Source organism: Saccharopolyspora sp. NPDC002578 (assembly GCF_053592695.1).
This window is the reverse complement of sequence record NZ_JBSFWJ010000004.1, coordinates 21294-43493: the sequence shown is the minus strand read 5'-3', so window position 1 is coordinate 43493 and position 22200 is coordinate 21294. Positions and strand designations below refer to the sequence as shown.

The 22200-nt window shown below is 70.9% G+C and carries 19 protein-coding genes; 9 read left to right on the top strand and 10 right to left on the bottom strand.

The features are described 5' to 3' along the window. Positions 1-804 precede the first annotated feature (804 nt). On the bottom strand, positions 805-1443 hold the full coding sequence (locus tag ACWD38_RS03590; RefSeq protein ID WP_343071407.1) for an MSMEG_1061 family FMN-dependent PPOX-type flavoprotein: 639 nt from the start codon (positions 1441-1443) through the stop codon (positions 805-807). Between the two features lie 188 nt (positions 1444-1631). After that, entirely contained in the window at positions 1632-3356 is a 1725-nt protein-coding gene (locus ACWD38_RS03585) for an AMP-binding protein (protein WP_450123277.1), read from the bottom strand. Positions 3357-3771: 415 nt separating this feature from the next. Here ACWD38_RS03585 and ACWD38_RS03580 point away from each other — a divergent pair, with 415 nt between their 5' ends. The 3 genes from ACWD38_RS03580 to ACWD38_RS03570 all read left to right on the top strand — a co-directional run bounded on the left by ACWD38_RS03580 (position 3772) and on the right by ACWD38_RS03570 (position 7759). After that, complete coding sequence (locus ACWD38_RS03580) at positions 3772-5508, top strand: glycoside hydrolase family 2 protein (protein ID WP_184479436.1); 1737 nt, start codon at positions 3772-3774, stop codon at positions 5506-5508. Between the two features lie 78 nt (positions 5509-5586). Beyond that, on the top strand, positions 5587-6639 hold the full coding sequence (locus ACWD38_RS03575; RefSeq protein WP_450123276.1) for an aldose 1-epimerase family protein: 1053 nt from the start codon (positions 5587-5589) through the stop codon (positions 6637-6639). A 280-nt stretch (positions 6640-6919) separates the two neighbouring features. After that, positions 6920-7759, top strand: coding sequence for an alpha/beta fold hydrolase (locus ACWD38_RS03570; RefSeq protein WP_184479438.1), 840 nt, complete (start codon positions 6920-6922; stop codon positions 7757-7759). A 249-nt stretch (positions 7760-8008) separates the two neighbouring features. On the opposite strand, the gene ACWD38_RS03565 is transcribed toward ACWD38_RS03570, so the two are convergent. Next, on the bottom strand, positions 8009-8539 hold the full coding sequence (locus ACWD38_RS03565) for a GNAT family N-acetyltransferase (RefSeq protein WP_343071408.1): 531 nt from the start codon (positions 8537-8539) through the stop codon (positions 8009-8011). 238 nt (positions 8540-8777) lie between these two features. Between ACWD38_RS03565 and ACWD38_RS03560 the strand changes: the two genes are divergently transcribed. Both ACWD38_RS03560 and ACWD38_RS03555 read left to right on the top strand, forming a co-directional pair. After that, positions 8778-9755: a glycosyl hydrolase gene (locus ACWD38_RS03560; protein ID WP_450123275.1), complete on the top strand. Its 978-nt coding sequence runs from the start codon at positions 8778-8780 to the stop codon at positions 9753-9755. 49 nt (positions 9756-9804) lie between these two features. Further along, complete coding sequence (locus tag ACWD38_RS03555; protein WP_343071409.1) at positions 9805-10332, top strand: DinB family protein; 528 nt, start codon at positions 9805-9807, stop codon at positions 10330-10332. On the opposite strand, the gene paaE is transcribed toward ACWD38_RS03555, so the two are convergent. From paaE to paaZ, 6 genes are all read right to left on the bottom strand, one after another. Continuing rightward, positions 10333-11415 (bottom strand): 1,2-phenylacetyl-CoA epoxidase subunit PaaE, encoded by a 1083-nt coding sequence (gene paaE, locus ACWD38_RS03550; RefSeq protein ID WP_450123318.1) that lies wholly within the window; start codon positions 11413-11415, stop codon positions 10333-10335. 14 nt (positions 11416-11429) lie between these two features. Next, entirely contained in the window at positions 11430-11936 is a 507-nt protein-coding gene (gene paaD, locus ACWD38_RS03545; RefSeq protein ID WP_450123274.1) for a 1,2-phenylacetyl-CoA epoxidase subunit PaaD, read from the bottom strand. Continuing rightward, positions 11936-12808, bottom strand: coding sequence for a 1,2-phenylacetyl-CoA epoxidase subunit PaaC (gene paaC, locus ACWD38_RS03540; RefSeq protein WP_184479441.1), 873 nt, complete (start codon positions 12806-12808; stop codon positions 11936-11938). Before paaC ends, paaD begins: the two co-directional genes overlap by 1 nt. Positions 12809-12815: 7 nt before the next feature. Continuing rightward, complete coding sequence (gene paaB, locus ACWD38_RS03535; RefSeq protein ID WP_184479442.1) at positions 12816-13115, bottom strand: 1,2-phenylacetyl-CoA epoxidase subunit PaaB; 300 nt, start codon at positions 13113-13115, stop codon at positions 12816-12818. Next, complete coding sequence (paaA, locus tag ACWD38_RS03530) at positions 13112-14071, bottom strand: 1,2-phenylacetyl-CoA epoxidase subunit PaaA (protein WP_184479443.1); 960 nt, start codon at positions 14069-14071, stop codon at positions 13112-13114. The genes paaB and paaA overlap by 4 nt, the downstream gene beginning before the upstream one ends. A gap of 319 nt (positions 14072-14390) precedes the next feature. Continuing rightward, the gene (gene paaZ, locus ACWD38_RS03525) at positions 14391-16436 is read right to left on the bottom strand and encodes a phenylacetic acid degradation bifunctional protein PaaZ (RefSeq protein ID WP_450123273.1); all 2046 of its coding nucleotides are present in this window, start codon (positions 16434-16436) and stop codon (positions 14391-14393) included. A 179-nt stretch (positions 16437-16615) separates the two neighbouring features. Between paaZ and paaI the strand changes: the two genes are divergently transcribed. From paaI to ACWD38_RS03510, 3 genes are read left to right on the top strand one after another with little or no spacing between them, the layout of a single operon-like run. Continuing rightward, positions 16616-17014, top strand: coding sequence for a hydroxyphenylacetyl-CoA thioesterase PaaI (gene paaI, locus ACWD38_RS03520; protein ID WP_450123317.1), 399 nt, complete (start codon positions 16616-16618; stop codon positions 17012-17014). Next, entirely contained in the window at positions 17011-18324 is a 1314-nt protein-coding gene (paaK, locus tag ACWD38_RS03515; RefSeq protein WP_450123272.1) for a phenylacetate--CoA ligase PaaK, read from the top strand. The genes paaI and paaK overlap by 4 nt, the downstream gene beginning before the upstream one ends. Beyond that, a complete protein-coding gene (locus ACWD38_RS03510; RefSeq protein ID WP_450123271.1) occupies positions 18321-18920 on the top strand; it encodes a TetR/AcrR family transcriptional regulator in 600 nt (199 codons plus the stop codon). Before paaK ends, ACWD38_RS03510 begins: the two co-directional genes overlap by 4 nt. A 59-nt stretch (positions 18921-18979) precedes the next feature. On the opposite strand, the gene ACWD38_RS03505 is transcribed toward ACWD38_RS03510, so the two are convergent. Continuing rightward, on the bottom strand, positions 18980-20308 hold the full coding sequence (locus tag ACWD38_RS03505) for a cation:proton antiporter domain-containing protein (protein WP_450123270.1): 1329 nt from the start codon (positions 20306-20308) through the stop codon (positions 18980-18982). Positions 20309-20868: 560 nt separating this feature from the next. On the opposite strand from ACWD38_RS03505, the gene ACWD38_RS03500 reads away from it, so the two are divergent. After that, the gene (locus tag ACWD38_RS03500) at positions 20869-22080 is read left to right on the top strand and encodes a glycosyltransferase (protein ID WP_450123269.1); all 1212 of its coding nucleotides are present in this window, start codon (positions 20869-20871) and stop codon (positions 22078-22080) included. Positions 22081-22200 lie beyond the last annotated feature (120 nt).

The window sequence follows — 22200 nt, the reverse complement described above, 5'->3', positions numbered from 1 at the left end:
AAATGCGCTGCTACCAGCGTTTTCTCCGACCATTTTTCGGACGTGTCACGATCGCATAAGTGCACCGCAGCGACGATGTGTGTATGATCGCGTACGCAGCACTTACCATGACAACATTGAATAGCGCAACCGCGAATGCCTACAAAACCGATCACGGGAGGCTCGCGGGGTGATACCGATTTCCCTTTTTCGCTCGGGACATCGACCCGGGGGCTCAGGATGTTACGATGCCCGCCCCCGCTGCGCCAGACTTGGGCGGAAATTACTGGGGAGATCCTTAGTGGATCGCCGCCCCACCAGGCTCGACCGGGCCTTCCGGACCGCGCGGAAGGCCTGCTCCGGGCCGCGGCCCGCCTCCTCGGCCACGCGCTCCGACCTGCGCCGGGCGCCGCGAACCGCATCGACCCGACCGTTTTTCTCGCATTCGCACAACGCGCGAACGTTGGAATTCATTCCGCCATTTCATGAACCGCGATTCATCGGAGGACGGCGCTCGTCCGCATCCGGTGAACGGCGCGGAACCCGTCGCCCACCGGCCGCCGCGACGCCGATCTCCGCGGCGATCACCGCTGCGGAGACAAGTGTCACCGCGCCACGAGGAACCGCAGCGCACGAACCCAGGGTCGACCTCCGACTCCCCCGGGTGACCGCCCAGTACGCCGTCGGCGCGGGCGCGGTCGCATCCGGGTGAGCATCGCCACCGCGCGGCGCGGGCCGGGCCGACGCGAATTCATCGACGGACGAGGGGCGGCGCTCCGTTCGCCCCGAGCGGCCCCCTCCTCGCCCGGGAGCGGCGAGCGCGCTTCAGTACTTGCGCCAGCGCGCGTCCAGCTTCAGCGCGGCGTCGAGGACCCGCTCCGGCACCTTCGTACCCGCTTGGCTCTTCGCGATGCGGCCGGCGCTGGGCACCGACTCCCGATCCGGCCAGCCCGCCGGGTCCCACAGCGACGACCGCAGGAACGCCTTCGCGCAGTGCAGGAACAGCTCGTCGATCCGAACCGAGATGGCCAGGTCGGGCCGCTTGCCCTCGACCTCGAGGCGTTCGAAGTACGGCGCTTCCCGCACGATCGTCGCCGTGCCGTTCACCCGCAGCGTGTCGTTGACGCCGGGGACCATGAACAGCATCCCCACCTGCGGGTGCCGGAGGATGTTGCGCAGGCTGTCGAGCCGCCGGTTGCCCGGACGGTCGGCGAACACGAGCGTCCGGCCCTCGTCCTCCACCAGCACGGCGCCCGCCGGGTCGCCGCGGGGCGAGACGTCCAGGGACCCGTCGGAGGACGTCGTCGCCAGCAGGAAGAAGGGCGAGGCCGCCAGGAACAGGCGGGACTGCTCGTCCACCCGGTCGATCGACTTCTCCGCGATCACGGGATGCGGTTGCGCCACCAGTTCCCGCAGCTCGGCATCCGAGCTCACCGCGGCGATCCCACTCGTCTCGTTCTGCACGCGCCCCCACCGTCCTGTTCCGAACCACCCGATCAGTTTTGCTTAGGCTAGCCTAACTTGATCGGGTGGTCGACTTCCCCTCCTCGCCGGAGGCGGCACCCGCGGAGGAGGCGAAAGCGGACCGGCCGCCCGAGGAGATCGGGCGGCCGGTCCGTTCGAACGACGTCGAGAAACGCGCGGAAACGCGGTCAGGATTTGAGCTCGGGGAAGTCCTCCTCCCGGTACTCCCCCGCCGGAGAAGGATCCTCGTGGATCTCCACTTCGCGAGTGCGCAACTGCACCCGCCGGATCTTCCCGGAGATCGTCTTGGGCAGGTCGGTGAATTCGAGGCGGCGGATCCGCTTGTACGGCGCCAAGTGCTCCCGCGCGAACCGCAGGATCGCCAGCGCCGTGCCGTCGGACGGTTCCCACCCCTGCGCGAGCACCACGTAGGCCTTCGGCACCGCGAGCCTGATCGGGTCCGGCGAGGGGACCACCGCGGCCTCCGCGACCGCCTCGTGCTCCAGCAGCACGCTCTCCAGCTCGAACGGCGATATCCGGTAGTCCGAGGCCTTGAACACGTCGTCGGTGCGGCCGACGTAGGTGATGTAGCCGTCCTCGTCCACCGAGCCCACGTCGCCGGTGTGGTAGTAGCCGCCGCGCAGCACCTCGGCGTTGCGCTCGGCGTCGTCGGCGTAACCGGTCATCAGCCCGACCGGGCGCGGGTCGACGCGCAGGCAGATCTCGCCTTCGGCGGCCTCCTGCCCGCTGGCGGGATCGACCAGCGCGACCTCGAACCCGGGCAGCGCCCGGCCCATCGAACCCGGCTTGAGCTCCTGGCCGGGGGTGTTCGCCACCTGGACGCTGGTCTCGGTCTGGCCGAAGCCGTCCCGGATGGTCACTCCCCACGCCCGGCGCACCTGCTCGACGATCTCCGGGTTCAGCGGTTCGCCCGCGCCCACGACCTTGTTCGGCGGCGTCGCCAGCCCGGTGAGATCGGCCTGGATGAGCATCCGCCACACCGTCGGCGGCGCGCAGAAGCTCGTCACCTCGCAGCGCTGCATCTCGCGCAGCAGCGCGAGCGCGTCGAAGCGCTCGTAGTTGTAGAGGAACACCGTCGCCTCGGCGTTCCACGGCGCGAACACGTTGCTCCACGCGTGCTTCGCCCACCCCGGCGAGGAGATGTTCAGGTGCACGTCGCCCGGTTCCAGCCCGATCCAGTACATCGTGGACAGGTGCCCGATCGGATAGGACACGTGGGTGTGCTCGACCAGCTTGGGCTTCGCGGTGGTGCCCGAGGTGAAGTACAGCAGCAGCGGGTCCTCGGCCCGGGTCGCGCCGTCCGGCTCGAACGCCGTCGCCGCACCCGCGCTGTCCGAATAGGACTCCCAGCCGTCCGCGCCGCCCACGGCGATCCGGGTGTAGCCGCCCGGCACGTCCGCGAACTTGGCGGTGTGCGCCGAGGACGTCACCACGTGGCGGGCGGCGCCGCGATCCACCCGGTCCCGGAGGTCGTCGGGGCCGAGCAGCGGCGTCGCGGGGATGATGACCGCACCGAGCTTCATCGCCGCGAGGATCGTCTCCCACAGCTCCACCTGGTTGCCGAGCATCAGGATCAACCGGTCGCCGCGCGACACCCCGAGCCCGCGCAGCCAGTTCGCGACCTGGTTCGAGCGGCGCGTCAGATCCGAGAACGCCAGCTTCTGCTCGCTGCCGTCGGCTTCGACGATCCACAGCGCGATGCGGTCGTCGCGCTCGGCGATGGTGTCGAACCAGTCCAGCGCCCAGTTGAACTCGGCCGGGCGGGGCCAGCGGAACTCGGCGCGGGCCGTGGCGTAGTCCTCCCGCGTGTTCAGCAGCAGATCTCGTGCTGCCAGGAACTCCGCTCCACCCGGTCCTGCGGCGGCTCGGCCGCTCACCGCTTGCTGGGCCATGTCCGCGTCCTCCTCGACTCCGGCGGCGGGGTTCGCATCGCTTCGGGCGGCCCGGGACGGGCCGCACGTGATGCGCCGGACCAACCTAACCGGCACACCCGATCAGATCCATGGCGTTGCTCCGATGCGCGGGCATTCGGGTGGTGCCGTTGACTTCGCGTGTGGTTGTGGTCACTGTTGTTGCTTGTTGTGGTTTCGCATTCGTCCTGATTTCCCGGCTCGACGCCGAGAACTCCCGACTTTCAGCACTGGGGCTGGACCTGACCTGCTGGAAGCGGCTCGGCGCCCGCCCAGTCCCGCTGATTCGAATCCACCAGGAGGCCACGTGCACCGTCGCGCGTCGACCCGCCGCCCACTACTCCGATTCCGCGTCGGTGCTCTGATCGGCGCCACTTCGCTCGCTACCGTGATCGGCATGCCCGCTCAGGCGTCCCCGTCCGCATGGGAACCGCAGGATCCACCGCTGGCGACCCGGTGGACCGACCAGGTCGGACCGGACAACGCGTTGCCCGAATACCCCCGTCCGCAGCTCACGCGCGAACGCTGGCAGAACCTCAACGGCCTCTGGGACTTCGCCGGTGCCGACGCTCCCCCGTCGGAGACCTCCGAGCAGATCCTGGTGCCCTACCCGCCGGAGTCCGGCCTGTCCGGCATCCAGCGCCACGACGACCACCTGCGCTACGAACGCACCTTCGAGGTGCCCGCCGACTGGGCCGGGCAGCGGCTGCTGCTGCACTTCGGCGCGGTCGACCAGAAGGCGGTGGTCAGCGTCAACGGCCAGGAGGTCGCCACCCACGAAGGCGGGTTCACCGCGTTCAGCGCGGACGTCACCGACGCCCTCACCGGTAGCGGCCCGCAGCAGCTGACCGTCGAGGTCGAGGACCGCAACGACGCGAACCCCTACCCGGTCGGCAAGCAGCGCAACGAGCCTGGCGGCATCTTCTACACCGGCGCCTCCGGTATCTGGCAGACCGTCTGGATGGAACCGGTTCCGGACGCGCACATCACCCACCTGCGCTCCACCCCGGACCTCGGATCCGGCAGCCTCACCGTGAACGCCGCCTCCTCCCAGGGCGGGCAGATCGAGGCCGTGCTCAGCGAACCGGGCGGCGGCGAGGTCGCGCGCACGACCGGGCCCGCCGGTGAGGACGTGCGCCTGGACGTGCCGGACCCGCACCTGTGGTCGCCGGACGACCCGTACCTCTACGACCTCGCGGTGCGCCTGCTCGACGCGAACGGGCAGCCGGTCGACGAGGTCGGCAGCTACGCGGGGATGCGCTCCATCGGGCTCGTCGACGACGAGCAGGGCCGGCCGCGGCTGGCGCTCAACGGCGAGATCCTCTTCCAGCACGGCCCGCTGGACCAGGGCTACTGGCCGGACGGCATCTTCACCGCGCCCACCGACGAGGCGCTGCGGTTCGACCTGGAGCAGACCAAGGAACTCGGCTTCAACATGGTCCGCAAGCACATCAAGGTGGAACCGGCGCGCTGGTACCACCACGCGGACCGGCTCGGTCTGCTGGTGTGGCAGGACGTGCCCGCGCTCGTCAACGGCCAGACGCCCGGTGACGAGGCGAAGGCGAACTTCGAGGCGGAGACCGCCGAGATGATCGACCAACTCGGCAGCTCGCCGTCGATCGTGACGTGGGTGCCGTTCAACGAGGGCTGGGGCGAGTTCGACACCGCTCGCGTCGCCGAACAGGTCCAGGCCCAGGACCCGTCCCGGTTGGTCAACCCGGCCAGCGGCGTGAACTGCTGCGACTCGTTGCCGGACACCGGAGCCGGGCACATCTACGACGACCACACCTACGTCGGTCCGGGCGCCCCGGACGTCACCGGCGACCGCGCCTCGGTGGACGGCGAGTACGGCGGGCTGGGCCTCATCGAGGACGGGCACCTGTGGCCCGGTGAGCCCTCGTCGTACGAGATCGTCGAGACCCGCGAGGACCTGACCCGCCGCTACCAGGAGGTGCACGACGACCTGGTGCGCATCATCGGCGAGAAGGGGATCTCCGCCTCGGTCTACACGCAGACGACCGACGTGGAGAACGAGGTGAACGGCTTCTTCACCTACGACCGCGAGATCCTCAAACCGGACCTGGACGCGGTCCGCGCCGCGAACCGGGCCGTGATCGACGCGGGCACCCCGTAATCGCAGCCGCCCCCGGCCGGTGCGCACCGGCCGGGGGCCTCCGCCCCGACAGGACTTCCCGCAACGAGGAGGACAACGATGTCCGGTGAGCACGTCTCGTCCCGCAAGTGGAGCAGGCGAACGCTGGGTGGTGCGGCACTGGCCGCGGCGGGAACGGCGGGGCTCACCGCCGCCGGCATGTCCGCGACCGGGCAGCGGCGGGCGCACGCGGAGTCCGCCGGTGCTTCGCTGCACGGTCGGCTATACGAGCTGCGCTCCGGCAGCCACAGCGCCGTGGTGGCCGGAGTCGCGGCGACCTTGCTGTCCTGGCGGGTCGACGGCACCGAGATGCTGCTGACGCACGCGGCCGACGAGCTCGGCGAGGGCTGGCAGGGCAAAACCCTGCTGCCGTGGGCGAATCGCATCGACCAGGGGCGCTACGAGTTCGGCGGCGAGCAGTTGCAGGTGCCGATCAACGAACCGGAGCGGGAGTCGGCGCTGCACGGGCTGATGGGCTTCACCGAGTGGACTCCGGTCGAGCACCGGCGCGACCGGGTCGTGTTGGAGCACGTGCTGCACCCGCACTACGGCTACCCGTTCCAGCTGGCGTTCCGCATCGAGTTCGCGTTGGGGGACGACGGGATTCGCAGCACGCTGTCGGCCCGCAACATCGGGAAGGCCGACGCGCCGTTCGCCACCGCCAACCACACCTACCTGGCGGCCGGGACGGGCAGCATCGACGACATCGTCTTCGAACTGCCGGCGAGCACCTACTACCTGACCAATGATCGGCTGATCCCCACCGGTACCGCCCCGGTGGAGGGCGGCGAGTTCGACTACCGCGCCGCGCGGCCGATCGGCGCGACCGTGATGGACACCGCGTTCACCGACCTGGCCCGCGACGCCGAGGGCATCGCGACCATCCGATTCGGACGGTCCGACGGGAGCCGGGTGGAGCTGTGGGTGGACCGCACCCACGGATACCTGCAGGTCTACACCGACGACTCCCCGGAAGCGGACCGGCCGGCCCGCTCCGGCATCACCGTGGAACCGATGACGTGCGCCCCCAACGCTTTCGTCACAGGTGACGGATTGATCGTGCTCCGCCCCGGCGAGGTCCACGAAGGCTCCTGGGGCTACCGCCTGGCCTGACAAGACCAAGAACCGGGCTGAAATCCCGTCTTCGATCTCGCCTATCCGACGCTATTGGACGTTTTCTTGTCAGCGGCGAAGCCGCTGAGCAGTGACCAGCTAGAGCAAGCCGACCACCGGCGGGTTCTCAGCGGCTTCCTCGCGAGGACAGCCATTTCGCCGTGTATGGCATACATCAGAAATGGATCCCGCAGCGAGGAAGCCGCTGAGGTTCCGCCACCCGACCCCTACGCAAGCCAAGATCAATCAAAGGCTCCACGACGGGGGTTAAGGTGCGGGGGTGGCTGACTACATCGAGATCCCCACCCCTGCGGGCACCTTCGACGCGTTGAGCGCGGGCGAGGAGGGCGACCGGCCGGTGCTGCTCCTGCACGGGTTCCCGCAAGCAGCCATCGAGTGGCGGGAGCAGTTGGCGGTGCTCGGCGGCGCCGGATGCCACGCGGTCGCCCCTGATCAGCGCGGCTACTCCCCCGGCGTGCGCCCCACCGAGGTCGCCGACTACCGGATGGAGGAGCTGGTCGCCGACGTGCTCGCGATCGCGGACCGGCTCGGCTGGGCGCGGTTCGACCTGGTCGGCCACGACTGGGGTGCCGCCGTCGCCTGGGCGGTCGCCGCGGCCCACCCGGACCGCGTCAAGTCGCTCACCGCGGTCTCCGTCCCGCACCTGGACGCGTTCGCCCGCGCCCTGCGCGAGGACGAGGACCAGCAGCGGCGCTCCGAGTACATGCAGGTGTTCCGCCGGTCCGGCTCCGACAAGCTGCTGCTGGAGGACGGGGCGCGGCGGCTGCGGCGGATGTACGAGCACAAGATCCCCGAGCACCACGTCGAGGAGTACGTGCAGCGGTTCAGCGAGCCGGGCGCGCTGGACGCCGCGCTGAACTGGTACCGCGCGTCGAAGCTCACCGAGGCGATCGGCCCGATCCGGGTCCCGACGCTGTACGTGTGGAGCACCGACGACGGCGCCCTCGGTTCGACCGCCGCGCTGGCCACCGGGGACCACGTCACCGCCGACTACCGCTTCGAGATGATCGAGGACGTCTCCCACTGGGTCCCGGAGCAGGCCGCGGACGACCTCACCCGAGTCCTCCTGGAACACCTCATCGCCCACCAGGACGCCTGAGCCCGAACAAGCCCTCGTTGAGCCTCTTTAGCGGCGAAGCCGCTGAGCAGTGGCCACCGAAGCAAAAAGACCACCCGCGGGTTCTCAGCGGCTTCCTCGCGAGGACAGCGATTTCGCGTGTGGCGGAGCCACTCGAAAAATCGATCCCGCAGCGAGGAAGCCGCTGTGGTTCCGCCACCCGACCCCTACGCAGACCAGACCAAGGACAACTCCTGCGGTCCGCTGCTCCGGGCGGCCGGAGAGCAGCGGTCAGTCCAGGTCGCCCGGGCGGATGCGGTAGACGTGCAAGGTGCGGTCGTAGTACTTGGTGGTCTCGCCGACCCATTCCATGCCCAGCCGCTGCGCCGTGCGGTGGGCGCGGTCGTTGAGCGGGTCGACGACCGCGAACAGCTCCACGGCTTCGTGCGCGAACGCCCAGCGGATCAGTTCCCGCGTCGCTTCCTTCGCGTAGCCCTGGCCCCACGAGTTGGGGCGCAGGTGCCAGGCGACCTCCACGTCTACGAGGTGCGGCGGCAACAACCGCAGTTCGGCGCCGCCGATGACCTCGCCGCTCTCGCGGTGTTCGAAGGCCCACCGGCCCAGCGGCGGCGGCAGCTCGCGCTGCTCCTCGATCCACTGGGACAGCACCCGGCGCATCGCGGCGAGGTCGGCGACGCGCGGCATCGAGGGCACCAGCCAGTCGGTGACCGTGGCGGTGCCGTACACGGCGAACGCGTCGTCGACGTCGTCGGGACCCCACTCCCGCAGCACGACTCGCTCGGTGACCGGCATCGGGACCATGGGGAAACGTTAGCCGCCGCCGGAGCCGGTGGCAGATTGGATGTTCCGGCGCCGACGGGTGGGTGCGCCTCCCCGTCGCCCCACGCGTCCCGGTGGTGCGCACCGACCGGATTGCGCCGCACGGCCCAGGCGAGCCGGGCGTGCCCGGCGAGTATGCGACAGCTTCGCCGCGATCGTTGACCGCTGATCGAGCGCGCGTCGAGACTTCCCGGCGGATGCCGATCACCCTGGAGGGCCGATGCGCCGTCGCCGTTCCGTTCCGCTGCTGGCCGCCGCGGCCGTGCTGCTCGCGACCGCCGGCCCGGCGACCGCGGCGCCCCCGGCCGCGACGGGGACCCTCGACTACCTGCGGGCGGTGTCCGGCACGAACACCATCAGCGGGCAGCACAACAAGGAACCGCTGTCGAACCCGACGCACTGGACCCAGCAGGTCCACGACATCACCGGGGACTACCCGGGGCTGTGGGGCGGGGACCTGCTGTTCTCCGAGGCCGACGTGCGCGACCGGCAGAACCTGGTCGACGAGGCGATCAACCAGTGGAACAACGGCGCGCTGGTCAGCCTCACCTGGCACGTGTGCCCGCCGACCCAGGGTTCGTCGTGCACGTGGGACGACGGGGTGCGGGCCGAGCTCTCCGACGAGCAGTGGCAGGAGCTCATCACCGACGGCACCCCGCTCAACGAGGCGTGGAAGGCCCGGCTGGACGAAGCGGTGCCGTACCTGCGCCAGCTGCAGGACGCCGGGGTGCAGGTCCTGTGGCGTCCGTTGCACGAGATCAACGACGGCTGGTCCTGGTGGGGCGGACGTCCCGGCCCCGACGGCAGCGCCGCGCTGTACCGGATCACCCACGAGCACCTGACCGGCCAGGGCCTGACGAGCCTCGTGTGGAACTGGAACGTGAAGGACTCCGACATCAGCGACCTGGGCGCGTACCTGCCCGCGGACGAGCAGGTGGACGTGGCCTCGATCGACATCTGGGAGAAGGCCGCCCCCACCGACGCCGACTACCAGGCCATGCTCGCGGTGGCGGGCGACCGGCCGATCGCGCTCGGCGAGGTCGGCACCGCCCCGACGCCGGAGCTGCTCGACGCCCAGCCGGGGTGGACGTACTTCATGCTGTGGGCGGAGTACCTCGACGATCACGACCCGGCGGAGCTCCAGCGCACCTATTGGGACGACCGGGTCCTCGTGCTCGACGAGATGAGCCGCGGCTGACGTCGAAAAGGATTTCCGCCGCCGTCACCTGGCGTGGCAGGGTCGAGCGGTGCCCACTTCGCGCCCGGAGCTGCTGCGCTGGCAGTTCGACATGACCTGGTCGCTGTTCGAGTACCACTTGGAGCGGCTGGAGGAAGCCGACTTCCGGTGGGAGCCCGCGGAGCTCTGCTGGACGCTGCGCCCGGACGCCGGAGGCGGCTGGACGCCGGATTTCGCCGAGGTCGAGCCCGATCCCGTTCCGGTCCCGACGATCGCCTGGGTCGCCTGGCACATCGGCTGGTGGTGGGGAACGACCCTCGACCACCTGCGCGGCAGGCCGCCGCGCGACCGCGCGGACATCACCTGGCCCGGCGACGGCGACCTGGCGGTCGGCTGGTTGCGCGACCTGCGCGCCGAGTGGCTGGTCGTGCTCGACGAGCTCACCGACCGGCGGCTCGACGACCCCGCCCCGTTCCCCTGGCGGGACGATCCGGCGATGACCGTGGCCCACACGGTCGCCTGGGTGAACGCCGAGCTGATGAAGAACGTCGCGGAGATCGGCCACCTGCGCATGCTGCGCGCCGCGGGCTCGCCGTGATCAGGTGTCGTAGTCGACGGTGACCTCGTCGGTGACGGGCAGGGATTGGCAGGTGAGCACGAATCCCGCGTCCACTTCGGACTGTTCGAGGGCGAAGTTGCGGCGCATCGCGACCGCACCGGAGGTGACCTGGGCGCGGCAGGTGCCGCAGACGCCGCCCTTGCAGGCGAACGGCAGGTCCGGGCGGGACCGCTGGGCTCCGTCGAGGACCGGGACGTCGCGCGGCAGCGACAGCGTGCTGGTGCGTCCGTCGAGCACCACGGTCACGTCGCTGCGCGCGCCGGCGGGCGGGGCGTCCTCCGGCCGGATCGGGTTCGGCGGGGGCTCGTCGACGTAGAACAGCTCCTGGTGCACCTGCTCGCGGGCGACGCCGAGCCCGGTGAGCACGTCCTGCGCGGCGGTGACCATGCCGTAAGGGCCGCACAGCCACCAGTGCGCGTCCTCGTCCACCGGGATCAGCGCGTCCAGCAGCGCCGCCAGCTTCGCGGCGTCGAGGCGACCGGACAGCAGCTCCGATTCGCGCGGTTCGCGGGAGAGCACGTGCACCAGGTCCAGCCGGGCCGGGTAGCGGTCCTTGAGGTCGGCGAGCTCGTCGGCGAACATCACCGTGTCGCTGCGCCGGTTGCCGTACACCAAGGTCACGTCCGCGCCGCTGTCCCGCAGCAGGCTCGCCGCGATCGAGAGCACCGGTGTGATGCCGGAACCCGCCGCGATCAGCACGTGCCTGCCGTCGGCGTCCAGGTCGGGGGTGAACGATCCGGACGGCGGCGCCACGTCGATCAGGTCGCCGGGGCGCACCTCCTCCACCAGCCACGCGGAGAACAGCCCGTCCGGCACCAGCCGCACCCCGATGCGGGGGCGCTCCCCCACCGGCGCGCAGATCGAATAGGAGCGGCGGTGCTCGCCGTCGGTTCCGGCGCGGCGCAGCGTAAGCGACTGCCCCGGGCGGAACGCGAACTCGGCGGCGAGCTCGTCCGGCACGTCGAAGGTGACGGCGACGGCGTCGTCGCACAGCCGGTCCACCGCGGCCACCCGCAACGGGTGGAAACCGGTGCCGCGGCGCGAAGTCACCGGCCCGTCCATCGTGGAAGTCACCCTCAGATCTCCTTGACGTGTTCGAAGGGTTCGGCGCAGTCGGTGCAGCGCCGCAGCGCCTTGCAGGCGGTGGCGCTGAACCGCGACAGCTCCTCGGTGCGCGGCGAACCGCAGCGGGGGCAGCGAACCTGAGCCCGCGGCGGCTCCAGCCGCAGCGGCACCGGGCCGCCGCGCGCCGGTGCGGTGCCCGGTGGGGCGATGCCGTGCTCGGCGAGCCTGCGCCGCCCGCGCGCGCTGATCCAGTCGGTGGTCCACGGCGGGTCCAGCGCGGTGCGGACCCGCACCCGCTCGAACCCTCCGGCGGTGAGGCCGCGGTGCACGTCGGCGCGCATCTCCGCCATCGCCGGGCATCCCGAGTACGTCGGGGTGAGCGTCACGACGACGGTGCCGTCGCCGGTGAGCTCGACGCCGCGCAGCACGCCCAGGTCGGCGAGGGTGAGCATCGGCAGCTCGGGGTCGGTCACCGCCTCGGCGATCTCCCGGGCGCGGGGCAGTCCGGTCGCGGTCATCACCACGTCCCCTCCGGGTGCGCGCGGGCGACGCCCTGGAGTTCCGCGAGCAGCGGGGCCAGGTGGGCGGTGTGCTCGCCGACGCGCCCGGACACCTCGGTGGCGGGTGCGATCGGCGGGGCGTCCACGGTGGCCGCGGAGCACACCTGCTCCAGCACGGCCGTCACCTCGTCCAGCGCCGCGGCGGGATCCGCGCCGACGCCCTGCGCGGTCGCGGCGCGTTCGACGTCGCCGACCGCGAACAGTTCCGCCAAGAAGGGCCGGACCTCGTCGAACCCGGCCCGCATCCGGCGGTGCGATTCGGCGGTGCCGTCGCCGAGCCGCACCACCCACTGCGCCGCGTAGTCGCGGTGGTAGGCGAGTTCCTTGGCGCCCTTCGCCGCGATCGCGGCCAGCACCGGGTCCTCCGACGACGTCAGCCGGGTGAACAGGGCGAGCCGCCAGCTCGACAGGACCAGCAGCCTCGCCACCGTCTCCGCGAAGTCGCCGTGCGGCTGCTCGACCAGCCGCACGTTGCGGAACTCGTGGGCGTCGCGGAAGTACGCCAGCTCGTCCTCGTCGCGCACCGCCTCGCCCGTGCGCCCGGCGCGCGCCAGCAGCAGCCGCGCCTGGCCGAGCAGGTCGAGCGCGATGTTCGCCAGCGCCACCTCGTCCTCCAGCTCCGGCGCGCGGGTCACCCACTCGGCGAGGCGCTGCGACGCGATCAGCGCGTCGTCGGCCAGCGCCAGGCAGTACCCGGACAGCACGGCCGCGTCGACTCCCGGTGGCAGTGCGGTGTCCACCCCGGCCAGCGGATCGTCGAAACCGGTGCCGAACGCCCACCGCGCGTCGTTCTGCTCGGTGAGCGCCTCGTAGGCGTTGTCGAAGGACATGGCGGCCTCACATGTGCGGGACGTCGTCGGGGATGTCATAGAACGTGGGGTGCCGGTAGACCTTGTCGCCGCTGGGCGCGAAGAACGGGTCCTTCTCGTCCGGGCTCGACGCGGTGATCGCGGCGGCCGGCACCACCCAGATGCTCACGCCCTCGTTGCGGCGGGTGTAGAGGTTCCTGGCGTTGTGCAACGCCATCTGCTCGTCCGCGGCGTGCAGCGAACCGACGTGCACGTGGTTGAGGCCGCGCTTGCCGCGCACGAAGACCTCGTACAGCGGCCAGTTCGACCGCTCCTGCTGCTCGCTCATGCCGTCGCCTCCTGCCGTGCGGCCCGCTTCGCGGCGTGCGCCGCGGCGGCCTCCCGCACCCATTCGCCCTGTTCGTGGGCGGTCCTGCGGCGTTCCACGCGTTCCGCGTTGCACGCGCCGTCACCGCTGATGACGCGCTTGAGCTCCGCCCAGTCCGGCTCGCCGAAGTCGTGCGCGCCGCGGTCGGCGTTCCAGCGCAATTCCGGGTCGGGCAGCGAGACGCCGAGCGCGTCGGCCTGCGGCACCGTCATGTCCACGAACTTCTGGCGCAGTTCGTCGTTGGTGTGGCGCTTGACCTTCCAGGCCATCGACTGCCGCGTGTTCGGCGAGTCGCCGTCGGGCGGGCCGAACATCATCAGCGACGGCCACCACCAGCGGTCCACCGCGTCGCGCACCATGTCCCGCTGCGCCTCGGTGCCGCGCATCATCGTCAGCAGCAGCTCGTAGCCCTGCCGCTGGTGGAACGACTCCTCCTTGCAGATTCGCACCATGGCCCGCGCGTAGGGCCCGTAGGAGCTGCGGCACAGCGGTACCTGGTTGCAGATCGCGGCGCCGTCGACGAGCCAGCCGATGACGCCGATGTCGGCGAAGTTCAGCGTCGGGTAGTTGAAGATCGACGAGTACTTCTGCCGCCCCGAGATCAGCTTCGCGGTGAGGTCGGCGCGGTCGGCGCCCAGCGTCTCCGCCGCCGAGTACAGGTAGAGCCCGTGGCCCGCCTCGTCCTGCACCTTCGCCAGCAGGATCGCCTTGCGCCGCAACGAGGGCGCCCGCGCGATCCAGGCGCCTTCGGGCTGCATCCCGATGATCTCGGAGTGGGCGTGCTGGGCGACCTGGCGCACCAGGGTCTTGCGGTAGCCCTCGGGCATCCAGTCCCGCGGCTCGATCCGCTGATCCCGCTCGATCGTCTCCTCGAAGACCCGCTCCGGCGTCGTCACCTCCGCCGCGCTGCTCGCCACGTGCGCCACCTCCACCTCTCCACTCCGAACCGACCATTCGGTCAGTAAATTTTCCCGCGCCACCCCCCGAAAAGCAAGGCACCCGCCCCGCCTTCAGGTCATCCACGTGAGACGCGCGTCGTTCGCCCTTGTCTTGTCAGCGGCGAAGCCGCTGAGCAGTGACCACGCACGCAGCCGGACCACCCGCGGGTTCTCAGCGGCTTCCTCGCGAGGACAGCGATTTTGCGTGTGGCGGAGCCACTCGAAAAATCGATCCCGCAGCGAGGAAGCCGCTGAGGTTCCGCCACCCGACCCACCTCGCACAGGGAGCGAGACGAGGTCAGACCTGCTTGGCGACCAAGGTGAGGACGTCGTACTTGGCTACTGAGGCTCCGTCCTGGTTCGTGACGTCGGCGTCCCAGCGGACCTCGCCGTAGTCGGCGTTCTGCCGCGGGGTGATCTGCTTCGCCGTCAGCGTCACCGTGATCTCGTCGCCGGGGTAGGTGGGCGTGAGGAACCGCAGGTTCTCCAGCCCGTAGTTCGCCAGCACCGGCCCCGGTTCGGGCGAGACGAACAGCCCGGCCGCCAACGACACCACCAGGTAGCCGTGCGCGACCTTGCCCCCGAAGAACGGGTTGGCGCGGGCCGCTTCCTCGTCGGTGTGCGCGTAGAAGGTGTCGCCGGTGAACTCGGCGAAGTGCGCCACGTCCTGTTCGGTCACGGTGCGCGGGCCCGCCACCACGGCGTCCCCGGGGCGCAGCTGTTCCAGGTGCTTGCGGAACGGGTGCTCGTCGGTGCGGGTGCGTTCGCTGCCGGGCACCCATTGGCCGGTGATGGCGGTGAGGGTCTGCGGGTCGCCTTGCACCGCGGTGCGTTGCATGTGGTGCAGCACGCTGCGGATGCCGCCGAGCTCTTCGCCGCCGCCCGCGCGGCCGGGGCCGCCGTGGACCAGTTGCGGCAGCGGCGAGCCGTGCCCGGTGGATTCGGCGGCGTCGTGCCGGTTGAGCACGAGCAGCCGCCCGTGCCGGGAGGCGGCGCCGAGCACCACGTCGCGGGCGAATTCGGCGTCGGCGGTCACGACCGAGCCGACGAGGCTGCCCTTGCCGAGGCGGGCGAGGTGCACGGCGTGCTCGGTGTCGTCGTAGGGCAGCAGGGTGCTGACCGGGCCGAACGCCTCCACTTCGTGCGGCTGGGGCTGTTCGGGGTCGTCGCAGCGCAGCAGGATCGGAGCCAGGAACGCGCCGCGTTCGGCGTCGGCGCCGACCGGTTCCACCGAGTCCGGGTCGCCGTGCACGACGCGCGCGACCTCCAGCAGCGATTTCAGCGACCGCCGCACTTCTTCCCGCTGGTCCAGGCCCGCCAGCGCGCCCATCCGCACGCCTTCGGCGCCAGGCGCCCCCACGGTGATCTCCGCCAGCTTCGCCGAGACCGCCGCGGCCACCTCGTCGATGCGCGAGGCGGGCACCAGCGCCCGGCGGATGGCGGTGCACTTCTGGCCCGCCTTCACGGTCATCTCGGTGACGAGCTGGTCGACGAACAGGTCGAACTCGGGAGTGCCCGGCCGCGCGTCGGGGCCGAGGATCGAGCAGTTCAGCGAGTCCGCTTCGGCGTTGAACCGCACCGAGTTCGCCACCACCGCCGGGTGCGCGCGCAGCCGCTGCGCGGTGGCGGCCGAGCCGGTGAACGACACCAGGTCCTGGTCGGTGACGTGGTCGAGCAGGTCGCCAGCGCCGCCGCAGACCAGTTGCACGGACCCGTCCGGCAGCAGCCCGGATTCGACGATGAGCTCGACCAGCCGGTGGGTCAGGTACGCGGTGCGGCTGCCCGGTTTGATCAGGCTCGGCACCCCCGCGAGGAAGGCGGGCGCGAACTTCTCCAGCGGACCCCACACGGGGAAGTTGAACGCGTTGATCTGCACCGCGACGCCCTGCAGCGGGGTGCACAGGTGCTGGGCGACGAACGTCCCGCCCTTGCCCAGCGGCTCCACGGCGCCGTCGAGGTAGGCGGTGCCGTCGGGCAGTTCGCGGCGGCCCTTGCTGGAGTAGGTGAACAGCACCCCGATGCCGCCGTCGACGTCGAACTTCGAGTCGCCGCGCGTCGCACCGGTGCGCGCGGACAGCGCGTAGAGCTCCTCGCGGTGCTCCCGCAGGTACGACGCGAGCGATTTGAGCAGCGCCGCCCGCTGGTGGAAGGTCAGCGCCCGCAGCGCGGCTCCGCCGACGCGGCGGCCGTGGTCGAGCGCGGCGCCCATGTCGATGCCCGCCGAGGAGATCCGCGCGACCGGTTCCCCCGTGACCGCGTCCGGCAGCACCACTCCCTCGTCGGCCGGGGACTGCCATCGTCCTTGCACGAAACTGGGCAGAACCTGCACTGGCGCGCTGCTCATGGGCGGGCCGACCTCCTCGTGGCCGGCTGCGCCGCCGACCGGATGGGAACGGGATCGCGGCGGGTTGACATCGTGACCGCCGCCACCAACACTGCAATTAATAACCGACTGTTCGGTCAGTACGCAAGGTGGTGGAGCCGTTGAGCACGGCGGAAGACGTGGCCGGACCGGCGCGAGCGATGTTCGACGAGGACGACGCGTCCCGCGCTCTCGGCATCGAACTGCGCGCGGCGGCCGACGGGCGGGCCACCGCCCGCATGACCGTCACCCCGGCGATGGTCAACGGCCACGGCATCGCGCACGGCGGCTACGTGTTCCTGCTCGCCGACACCGCGTTCGCCTGCGCCTGCAACAGCCACGGCCCGGTGACCGTCGCGGCGAGCGCCGAGATCACCTTCGTCGCGCCCGCCCACGCCGGCGACGACCTGCACGCCGAAGCCGCCGAGCGCACCCGCTTCGGGCGCAGCGGCATCTACGACATCACCGTGCGCCGCGGCGCGGCACCGGACGCCCCGGTGATCGCCGAATTCCGCGGCCACAGCAGAACCCTCAACGGCGGGAAGGACCCGAGGCCATGACGGGAACGACGACGGCGCCGGGCACCACCGCTCCCGGCGAGTCCGGGCGGCTCGGCGAGGACGAACTCCGCGCCCTGCAACTGGAACGCCTCCAGTGGACGCTGGACCACGCGTACCGCAACGTCGCCTTCTACCGCGCCAAGTTCGACGCCGCCGGGGTGCATCCGAGCGACTGCCGGAGCCTGGCGGACCTCGCGAAGTTCCCCGCCACCACCAAGGACGACCTGCGGGCCAACTACCCCTTCGGCGCGTTCGCCGTCCCCCGCGAGCAGGTCAGCCGCATCCACGCCTCCAGCGGCACCACCGGGCAGCCCACCGTCGTCGGCTACACCCGCAACGACCTGCAGGTGTGGGCGGAGGTGGTGGCCCGCTCCATCCGGGCCGCGGGCGGCGGCCCCGGCGACCTGGTGCACATCTCCTACGGGTACGGCCTGTTCACCGGCGGGCTCGGCGCGCACTACGGCGCGGAGCACCTCGGCTGCACCGTGGTCCCCGCCTCCGGCGGGATGACGGCGCGCCAAGCGCAGCTGATCCGCGACTTCCGGCCGGACCTGATCATGGTGACGCCGAGCTACATGCTCACCCTCGTCGACGAACTGCGGCGCCAGGGCATCGATCCGCGCGACACCGGGCTGCGCGCGGGGATCTTCGGCGCCGAGCCGTGGACCGAGGACATGCGCCGCGAGATCGAGCAGGCGCTCGGCATCGACGCGGTCGACATCTACGGGCTGTCCGAGGTGATGGGACCCGGCGTCGCGGCCGAGTTCGCCGAGACCAAGGACGGGCTGCACATCTGGGAGGACCACTTCTACCCCGAGGTGATCGACCCCGTCCTCGGCGATCCGCTTCCCGACGGCGAATCCGGGGAGCTGCTGTTCACCTCGTTGACGAAGGAAGCCCTGCCGATCATCCGCTACCGCACCCGCGACCTGACCCGGCTGCTGCCGGGGACCGCGCGCCCGGCGATGCGGCGGATGGAGCGGATCACGGGGCGCAGCGACGACCTGATCATCCTGCGCGGCGTCAACGTCTTCCCCACTCAGATCGAGGAACTCGTGCTGCGCGCCGACGGGCTGTCGCCGCACTTCCAGATCACGTTGTCCCGCCGCGAGCGGATGGACCACATGACGATCCGCGTCGAAGCGCTCGACGACACGACCGCCGACCAGCGACGAGCCGCACCCGCCTCGCTGACCAGGGCGGTCAAGGACGCGGTGGGCATCACCGCGGAGATCGCCGTCGTCGACCCCGGCACGCTCGAACGCTCGGTGGGCAAGCTGCGCCGGGTGCGCGACGAGCGCGGCGCATGACCCGCGGACGGGGCAGGCCCGGCCACGACGTGGATTCGCTGCTGCGCGTCGCGGCGGTCGTCTTCCACGAACGCGGCTACGACGGCACCAGCATGGAGGAGCTGGCCAAGCGCCTCGGCATCACCAAATCCGCGATCTACCACCACGTCTCCGGCAAGCAGGAGCTGCTGCGCCGCACGGTGGACCGCGCGCTGGACGCGCTGCTGGCCGTGACCGCCGAACCGGAATCCCGCGAGGGGCCCGCGATCGACCGGTTGCGCCACGTGGTGCGGCGCAGCGTGCACGTGCTCGTCGAGGAGCAACCGTTCGTGACGGTGCTGCTGCGGGTCCGCGGCAACAGCGAGGTGGAGCGCGCCGCGCTCGTCCGCCGTCGCGAGATCGACGCGTTCCTCGGCGCCCTGGTCGCGGAGGCGGAACGCGACGGCAGCCTGCGCTCCGACCTCGACCCGGCGCTGACCAGCCGGTTGCTGTTCGGAACGATCAACTCGATCATCGAGTGGTACCGCCCGCAGCCCGGTCTGGACGCCGCCGCGCTCGCCGACGCGGTCACCAAGCTCACCTTCGAAGGTTTGGAGCGGCCGTCCGGTGGCCCGTGACGGGCCCCCTCCGGTTCCCGCGGGCTTGCCGTCGTCGGACCGGACGGCCGCGCCGACCGTCAGGTGCCGGTCCGGCCGGGAACCGATCCCGGCTCCGCGTCCGCGCCGAACCCGGTTGCGCCGTCCGGGAGGAACGGGCGGCTCGCGTCGGAACGGACGAAACCGAGCAGCCGGAGCAGCGGAACGGCCATCGCCGTCGTCACCACGGCCATCAGCACGAGCGCGGTGTAGAGCCCGTCATCGATGAGGCCCGATTGCCTGCCGATCTGCAAGACCACCAGCTCGGTCAGGCCCCTCGTGTTCATGAGCACCCCCAACCCGGTGCTGTCCCGCCACGACATTCCGGTGATCCTGGCCGGAACCGCCGCACCGATGAACTTCCCGGCGCAGGCGAGCACGAAGACGGCGCCGACGACCAGCACGCCGCTCGCCCCGAGGGACGTCACGTCAGCCGCCAGGCCCGAGACCACGAAGAAGATCGGCAGCAGCAGTCGACTGATGTGCCCGAACGGGACCGCGACGCTCCGGTGCGTGCGACTCGATGGCGCAGGCATGATCAACCCGAACGCGAAGGCCCCGAAGATCGCGTGCACACCGATCAGCGAGGTCGCCGACGCGAAGAGCAGGGCTCCCGCGCTCACCACGACGAACAGCGGCACCGCTGCGCCCGGTTCCGCACCGCGCCGGACCAGGACCGCCAGCAGCGGGCGCACCACGAAGTAGCCGCACCCGACGAACACCGCGGTGCCGCCGAGGATGAGCAGCAGCCGACCGTTGCCCGCCGACTCGACCCGGATCATCACGACCGCCAGCAGGCACCACGCGACGACATCACCGACCGCGGCGCACGACAGGGCCATCGTGCCGAGCTTTCCCCCTTGCAGGCCCTTCTCCGCCAGCATCCGGGCCAGCACCGGAAACGCGGTGATCGACAGCGCGGTGCCCAGGTACAGGACGAACGCCAGCCGATCGACCGGACGTCCGTCCACCACCGCGTGCCCGCCGTAGAGCGCCTGAGCCAGCACCGCGCCCAGGCAGAACGGGACGATCACAGATCCGCTCGCGGTGAGCGCGAGGGACCTCAGCCTGCCCCGCAACAAGCCCGGCCTGAGCTCCCACCCCGCGAGGAACATGAACAAGACCAGCCCGACCTGCGACAGCGCGTGCAGCTGCGAGACGACCTCGGGCGGGAACAAGCGCTGATCCGGTTCTCCTGGGAACAGTCCCAGCACGCTCGGTCCGAGCATGATGCCCGCGAGGATCTCCCCGACGACCGGCGGCTGCCCCAGCCTGCCCGAGATGAGCACCACCGCCGCGCTCACCAGCAGCACCAGCGCGATGGTGAACATCAACGTCGAATCGGCCGACGCTGCGGCGACTTGAGGCATCGGAAGTCCTCTCCGCGGGAAGTCCACTACCGCCGAGCAGCACGAGGTACGGGCCGACCCGTTCGAGGTCGGACGGCCGTCGGCCGCGGGGAAGGCACTGCGATCTTAGGAGGCCTTTCAGAACGATTTTTCGGTCGTTTTCCCGTTCTTGTCGGTGACGGAGCCGCTGAGCAGTGACCGACCAGCGCGAGCCGACCACCGGCGGGTTCTCCGCGGTTTCCTCGCGAGAACAGCGATTTCGCCGCGTATCGGACACGACTCGGAAATCGCGATCACACCGGCAACGGGCAGCGAGGAAGCCGCCGGCGTTCCGCTGAGCGACCAGCTGCGAAGGTCATGCTGAAACGCCCCCTCAGCGCTCCCTCATACCGACCACGGTCCTCCTCACCCGACCACGACCGACCCCCTATCGACCCCCTGCACACCCCTGACCGCGGCCGCGCACCCGTCGTCGGGAACGCGAGTGACGAGACCATCGCCTCCTGCCCGCGACCTGCTCGACCGACCCGGCCGATCGCGAGCGGAACTCCGAGCTCCCGCGTTCCGGAAGGACACCGACGATGCGAGTTCTTGCCAGCGTGACGGGGTCGACCTCGCACGCGCACGAGATGCTTCCGCTGGTCGACGCGCTCCAGCGGGCCGGTCATACCGTCCTCGTGGCGACGGTGCCCGGACTGGTCGACGAGTTCACCGGCTCCGGAATCGCTGCCACCGCGGCGTTGCCGGACCAGCGCGGGTTGTGGACGAACCTGCTGCACGAGGAAGGGCTCGGCGACACGGTCGACCCCACCCCCGAACAGCAGATCACGATCCTCGCAGGTGCGCCCCTGATCGAGCGGTCCTATCGCGGACTGCGTTCGGTGGCCGCCGAATTCGCGCCGGACCTGCTGCTGCGGGACGGGATGGAATTCACCGCCTGCCTGCTCGGGGAACACCTCGGCACCCCGCACGTCCCGGTGCCGTCCGGCGCTTCGAACGTGCTGGACCCCGCGGCCGTCGCCGTGGAGCTGAACGAACGGCGACGAGCGTTGGGACTGCCGATACCCGATGATCCGCTCGCCCTCTACCGCCACGGGCGGATCGACTCCGTACCCGCCCGGTACTCCCTCGCCATGCACGGGCTCCCGTCCGCGACGTCCTACCAGCAGCCGGAGTCGGTACGTCCGGGCGCATCGCTGCCCGCCTGGGTGGGCGACCTGGATCCCGCCGTGCCACTGGTCTACGCGTCGATCGGCCTCGCGCTGGCGGGCTGGATCGAGCGCCGGGATGCGAGCGGCATGATCCGCCCCGCCGATCCCCTTCCCGCGCTCCGCGCGATGATCAGCGCACTGTCCGAATTGGACTGCCAGGCCGTCGTCGCCACCGGCGGTCTGCCGGTCGACGACGTCGAACGGGCCGACCACGTGCACGTGGTGGATCGAGCGCCGCAACAGCTGCTGCTGCCGTGCGCGCAGCTGTTCGTCACCCACGGCGGCTACAACGGCATCCGGGAAGCGATGCGCGCCGGCGTACCGATGGTGGTCATGCCCTTGTTCGGCGATCAGCACGACAACGCGCGCCGGGTCGAATCGCTCGGGCTCGGCGAACGCGTCGCCGACCGCCGGTCCGCCGAACTGCTGACGGCCTGCCGGGCGGTGCTCTCCGACTCCTCGTACACGGCTCGGGTACGGCACGCCCAGCGCGAGCTGCTGGCCTTGCCCTGCGTGGACGAGATCGTTCCCCGGCTGGAGTCGATCGTCGCGTCCGCAGGATCGATCGGCGCGGGGGTGTGACACGGGAGCTCAGCGGTTTCCTCGCCGTTGCCCCGAGGAAACCGCTGAGGACCGCGCGCTCCGGCGAAGGGCGTCGCCCGGCGACCTTCTCACCGACGAGGCGGTAGGCGCGCCAGCGGC

Coding starts and splice junctions, on each gene's coding strand:
- ACWD38_RS03585 (WP_450123277.1), bottom strand. CDS start 3,356: ATGGCCCAGCAAGCGGTGAGCGGCCGAGCCGCCGCAGGACCGGGTGGA.
- ACWD38_RS03580 (WP_184479436.1), top strand. CDS start 3,772: ATGCCCGCTCAGGCGTCCCCGTCCGCATGGGAACCGCAGGATCCACCG.
- ACWD38_RS03575 (WP_450123276.1), top strand. CDS start 5,587: ATGTCCGGTGAGCACGTCTCGTCCCGCAAGTGGAGCAGGCGAACGCTG.
- ACWD38_RS03565 (WP_343071408.1), bottom strand. CDS start 8,539: ATGGTCCCGATGCCGGTCACCGAGCGAGTCGTGCTGCGGGAGTGGGGT.
- ACWD38_RS03560 (WP_450123275.1), top strand. CDS start 8,778: ATGCGCCGTCGCCGTTCCGTTCCGCTGCTGGCCGCCGCGGCCGTGCTG.
- paaE (WP_450123318.1), bottom strand. CDS start 11,415: ATGGACGGGCCGGTGACTTCGCGCCGCGGCACCGGTTTCCACCCGTTG.
- paaD (WP_450123274.1), bottom strand. CDS start 11,936: ATGACCGCGACCGGACTGCCCCGCGCCCGGGAGATCGCCGAGGCGGTG.
- paaC (WP_184479441.1), bottom strand. CDS start 12,808: ATGTCCTTCGACAACGCCTACGAGGCGCTCACCGAGCAGAACGACGCG.
- paaB (WP_184479442.1), bottom strand. CDS start 13,115: ATGAGCGAGCAGCAGGAGCGGTCGAACTGGCCGCTGTACGAGGTCTTC.
- paaZ (WP_450123273.1), bottom strand. CDS start 16,436: ATGAGCAGCGCGCCAGTGCAGGTTCTGCCCAGTTTCGTGCAAGGACGA.
- paaI (WP_450123317.1), top strand. CDS start 16,616: ATGTTCGACGAGGACGACGCGTCCCGCGCTCTCGGCATCGAACTGCGC.
- paaK (WP_450123272.1), top strand. CDS start 17,011: ATGACGGGAACGACGACGGCGCCGGGCACCACCGCTCCCGGCGAGTCC.
- ACWD38_RS03510 (WP_450123271.1), top strand. CDS start 18,321: ATGACCCGCGGACGGGGCAGGCCCGGCCACGACGTGGATTCGCTGCTG.
- ACWD38_RS03505 (WP_450123270.1), bottom strand. CDS start 20,308: ATGCCTCAAGTCGCCGCAGCGTCGGCCGATTCGACGTTGATGTTCACC.
- ACWD38_RS03500 (WP_450123269.1), top strand. CDS start 20,869: ATGCGAGTTCTTGCCAGCGTGACGGGGTCGACCTCGCACGCGCACGAG.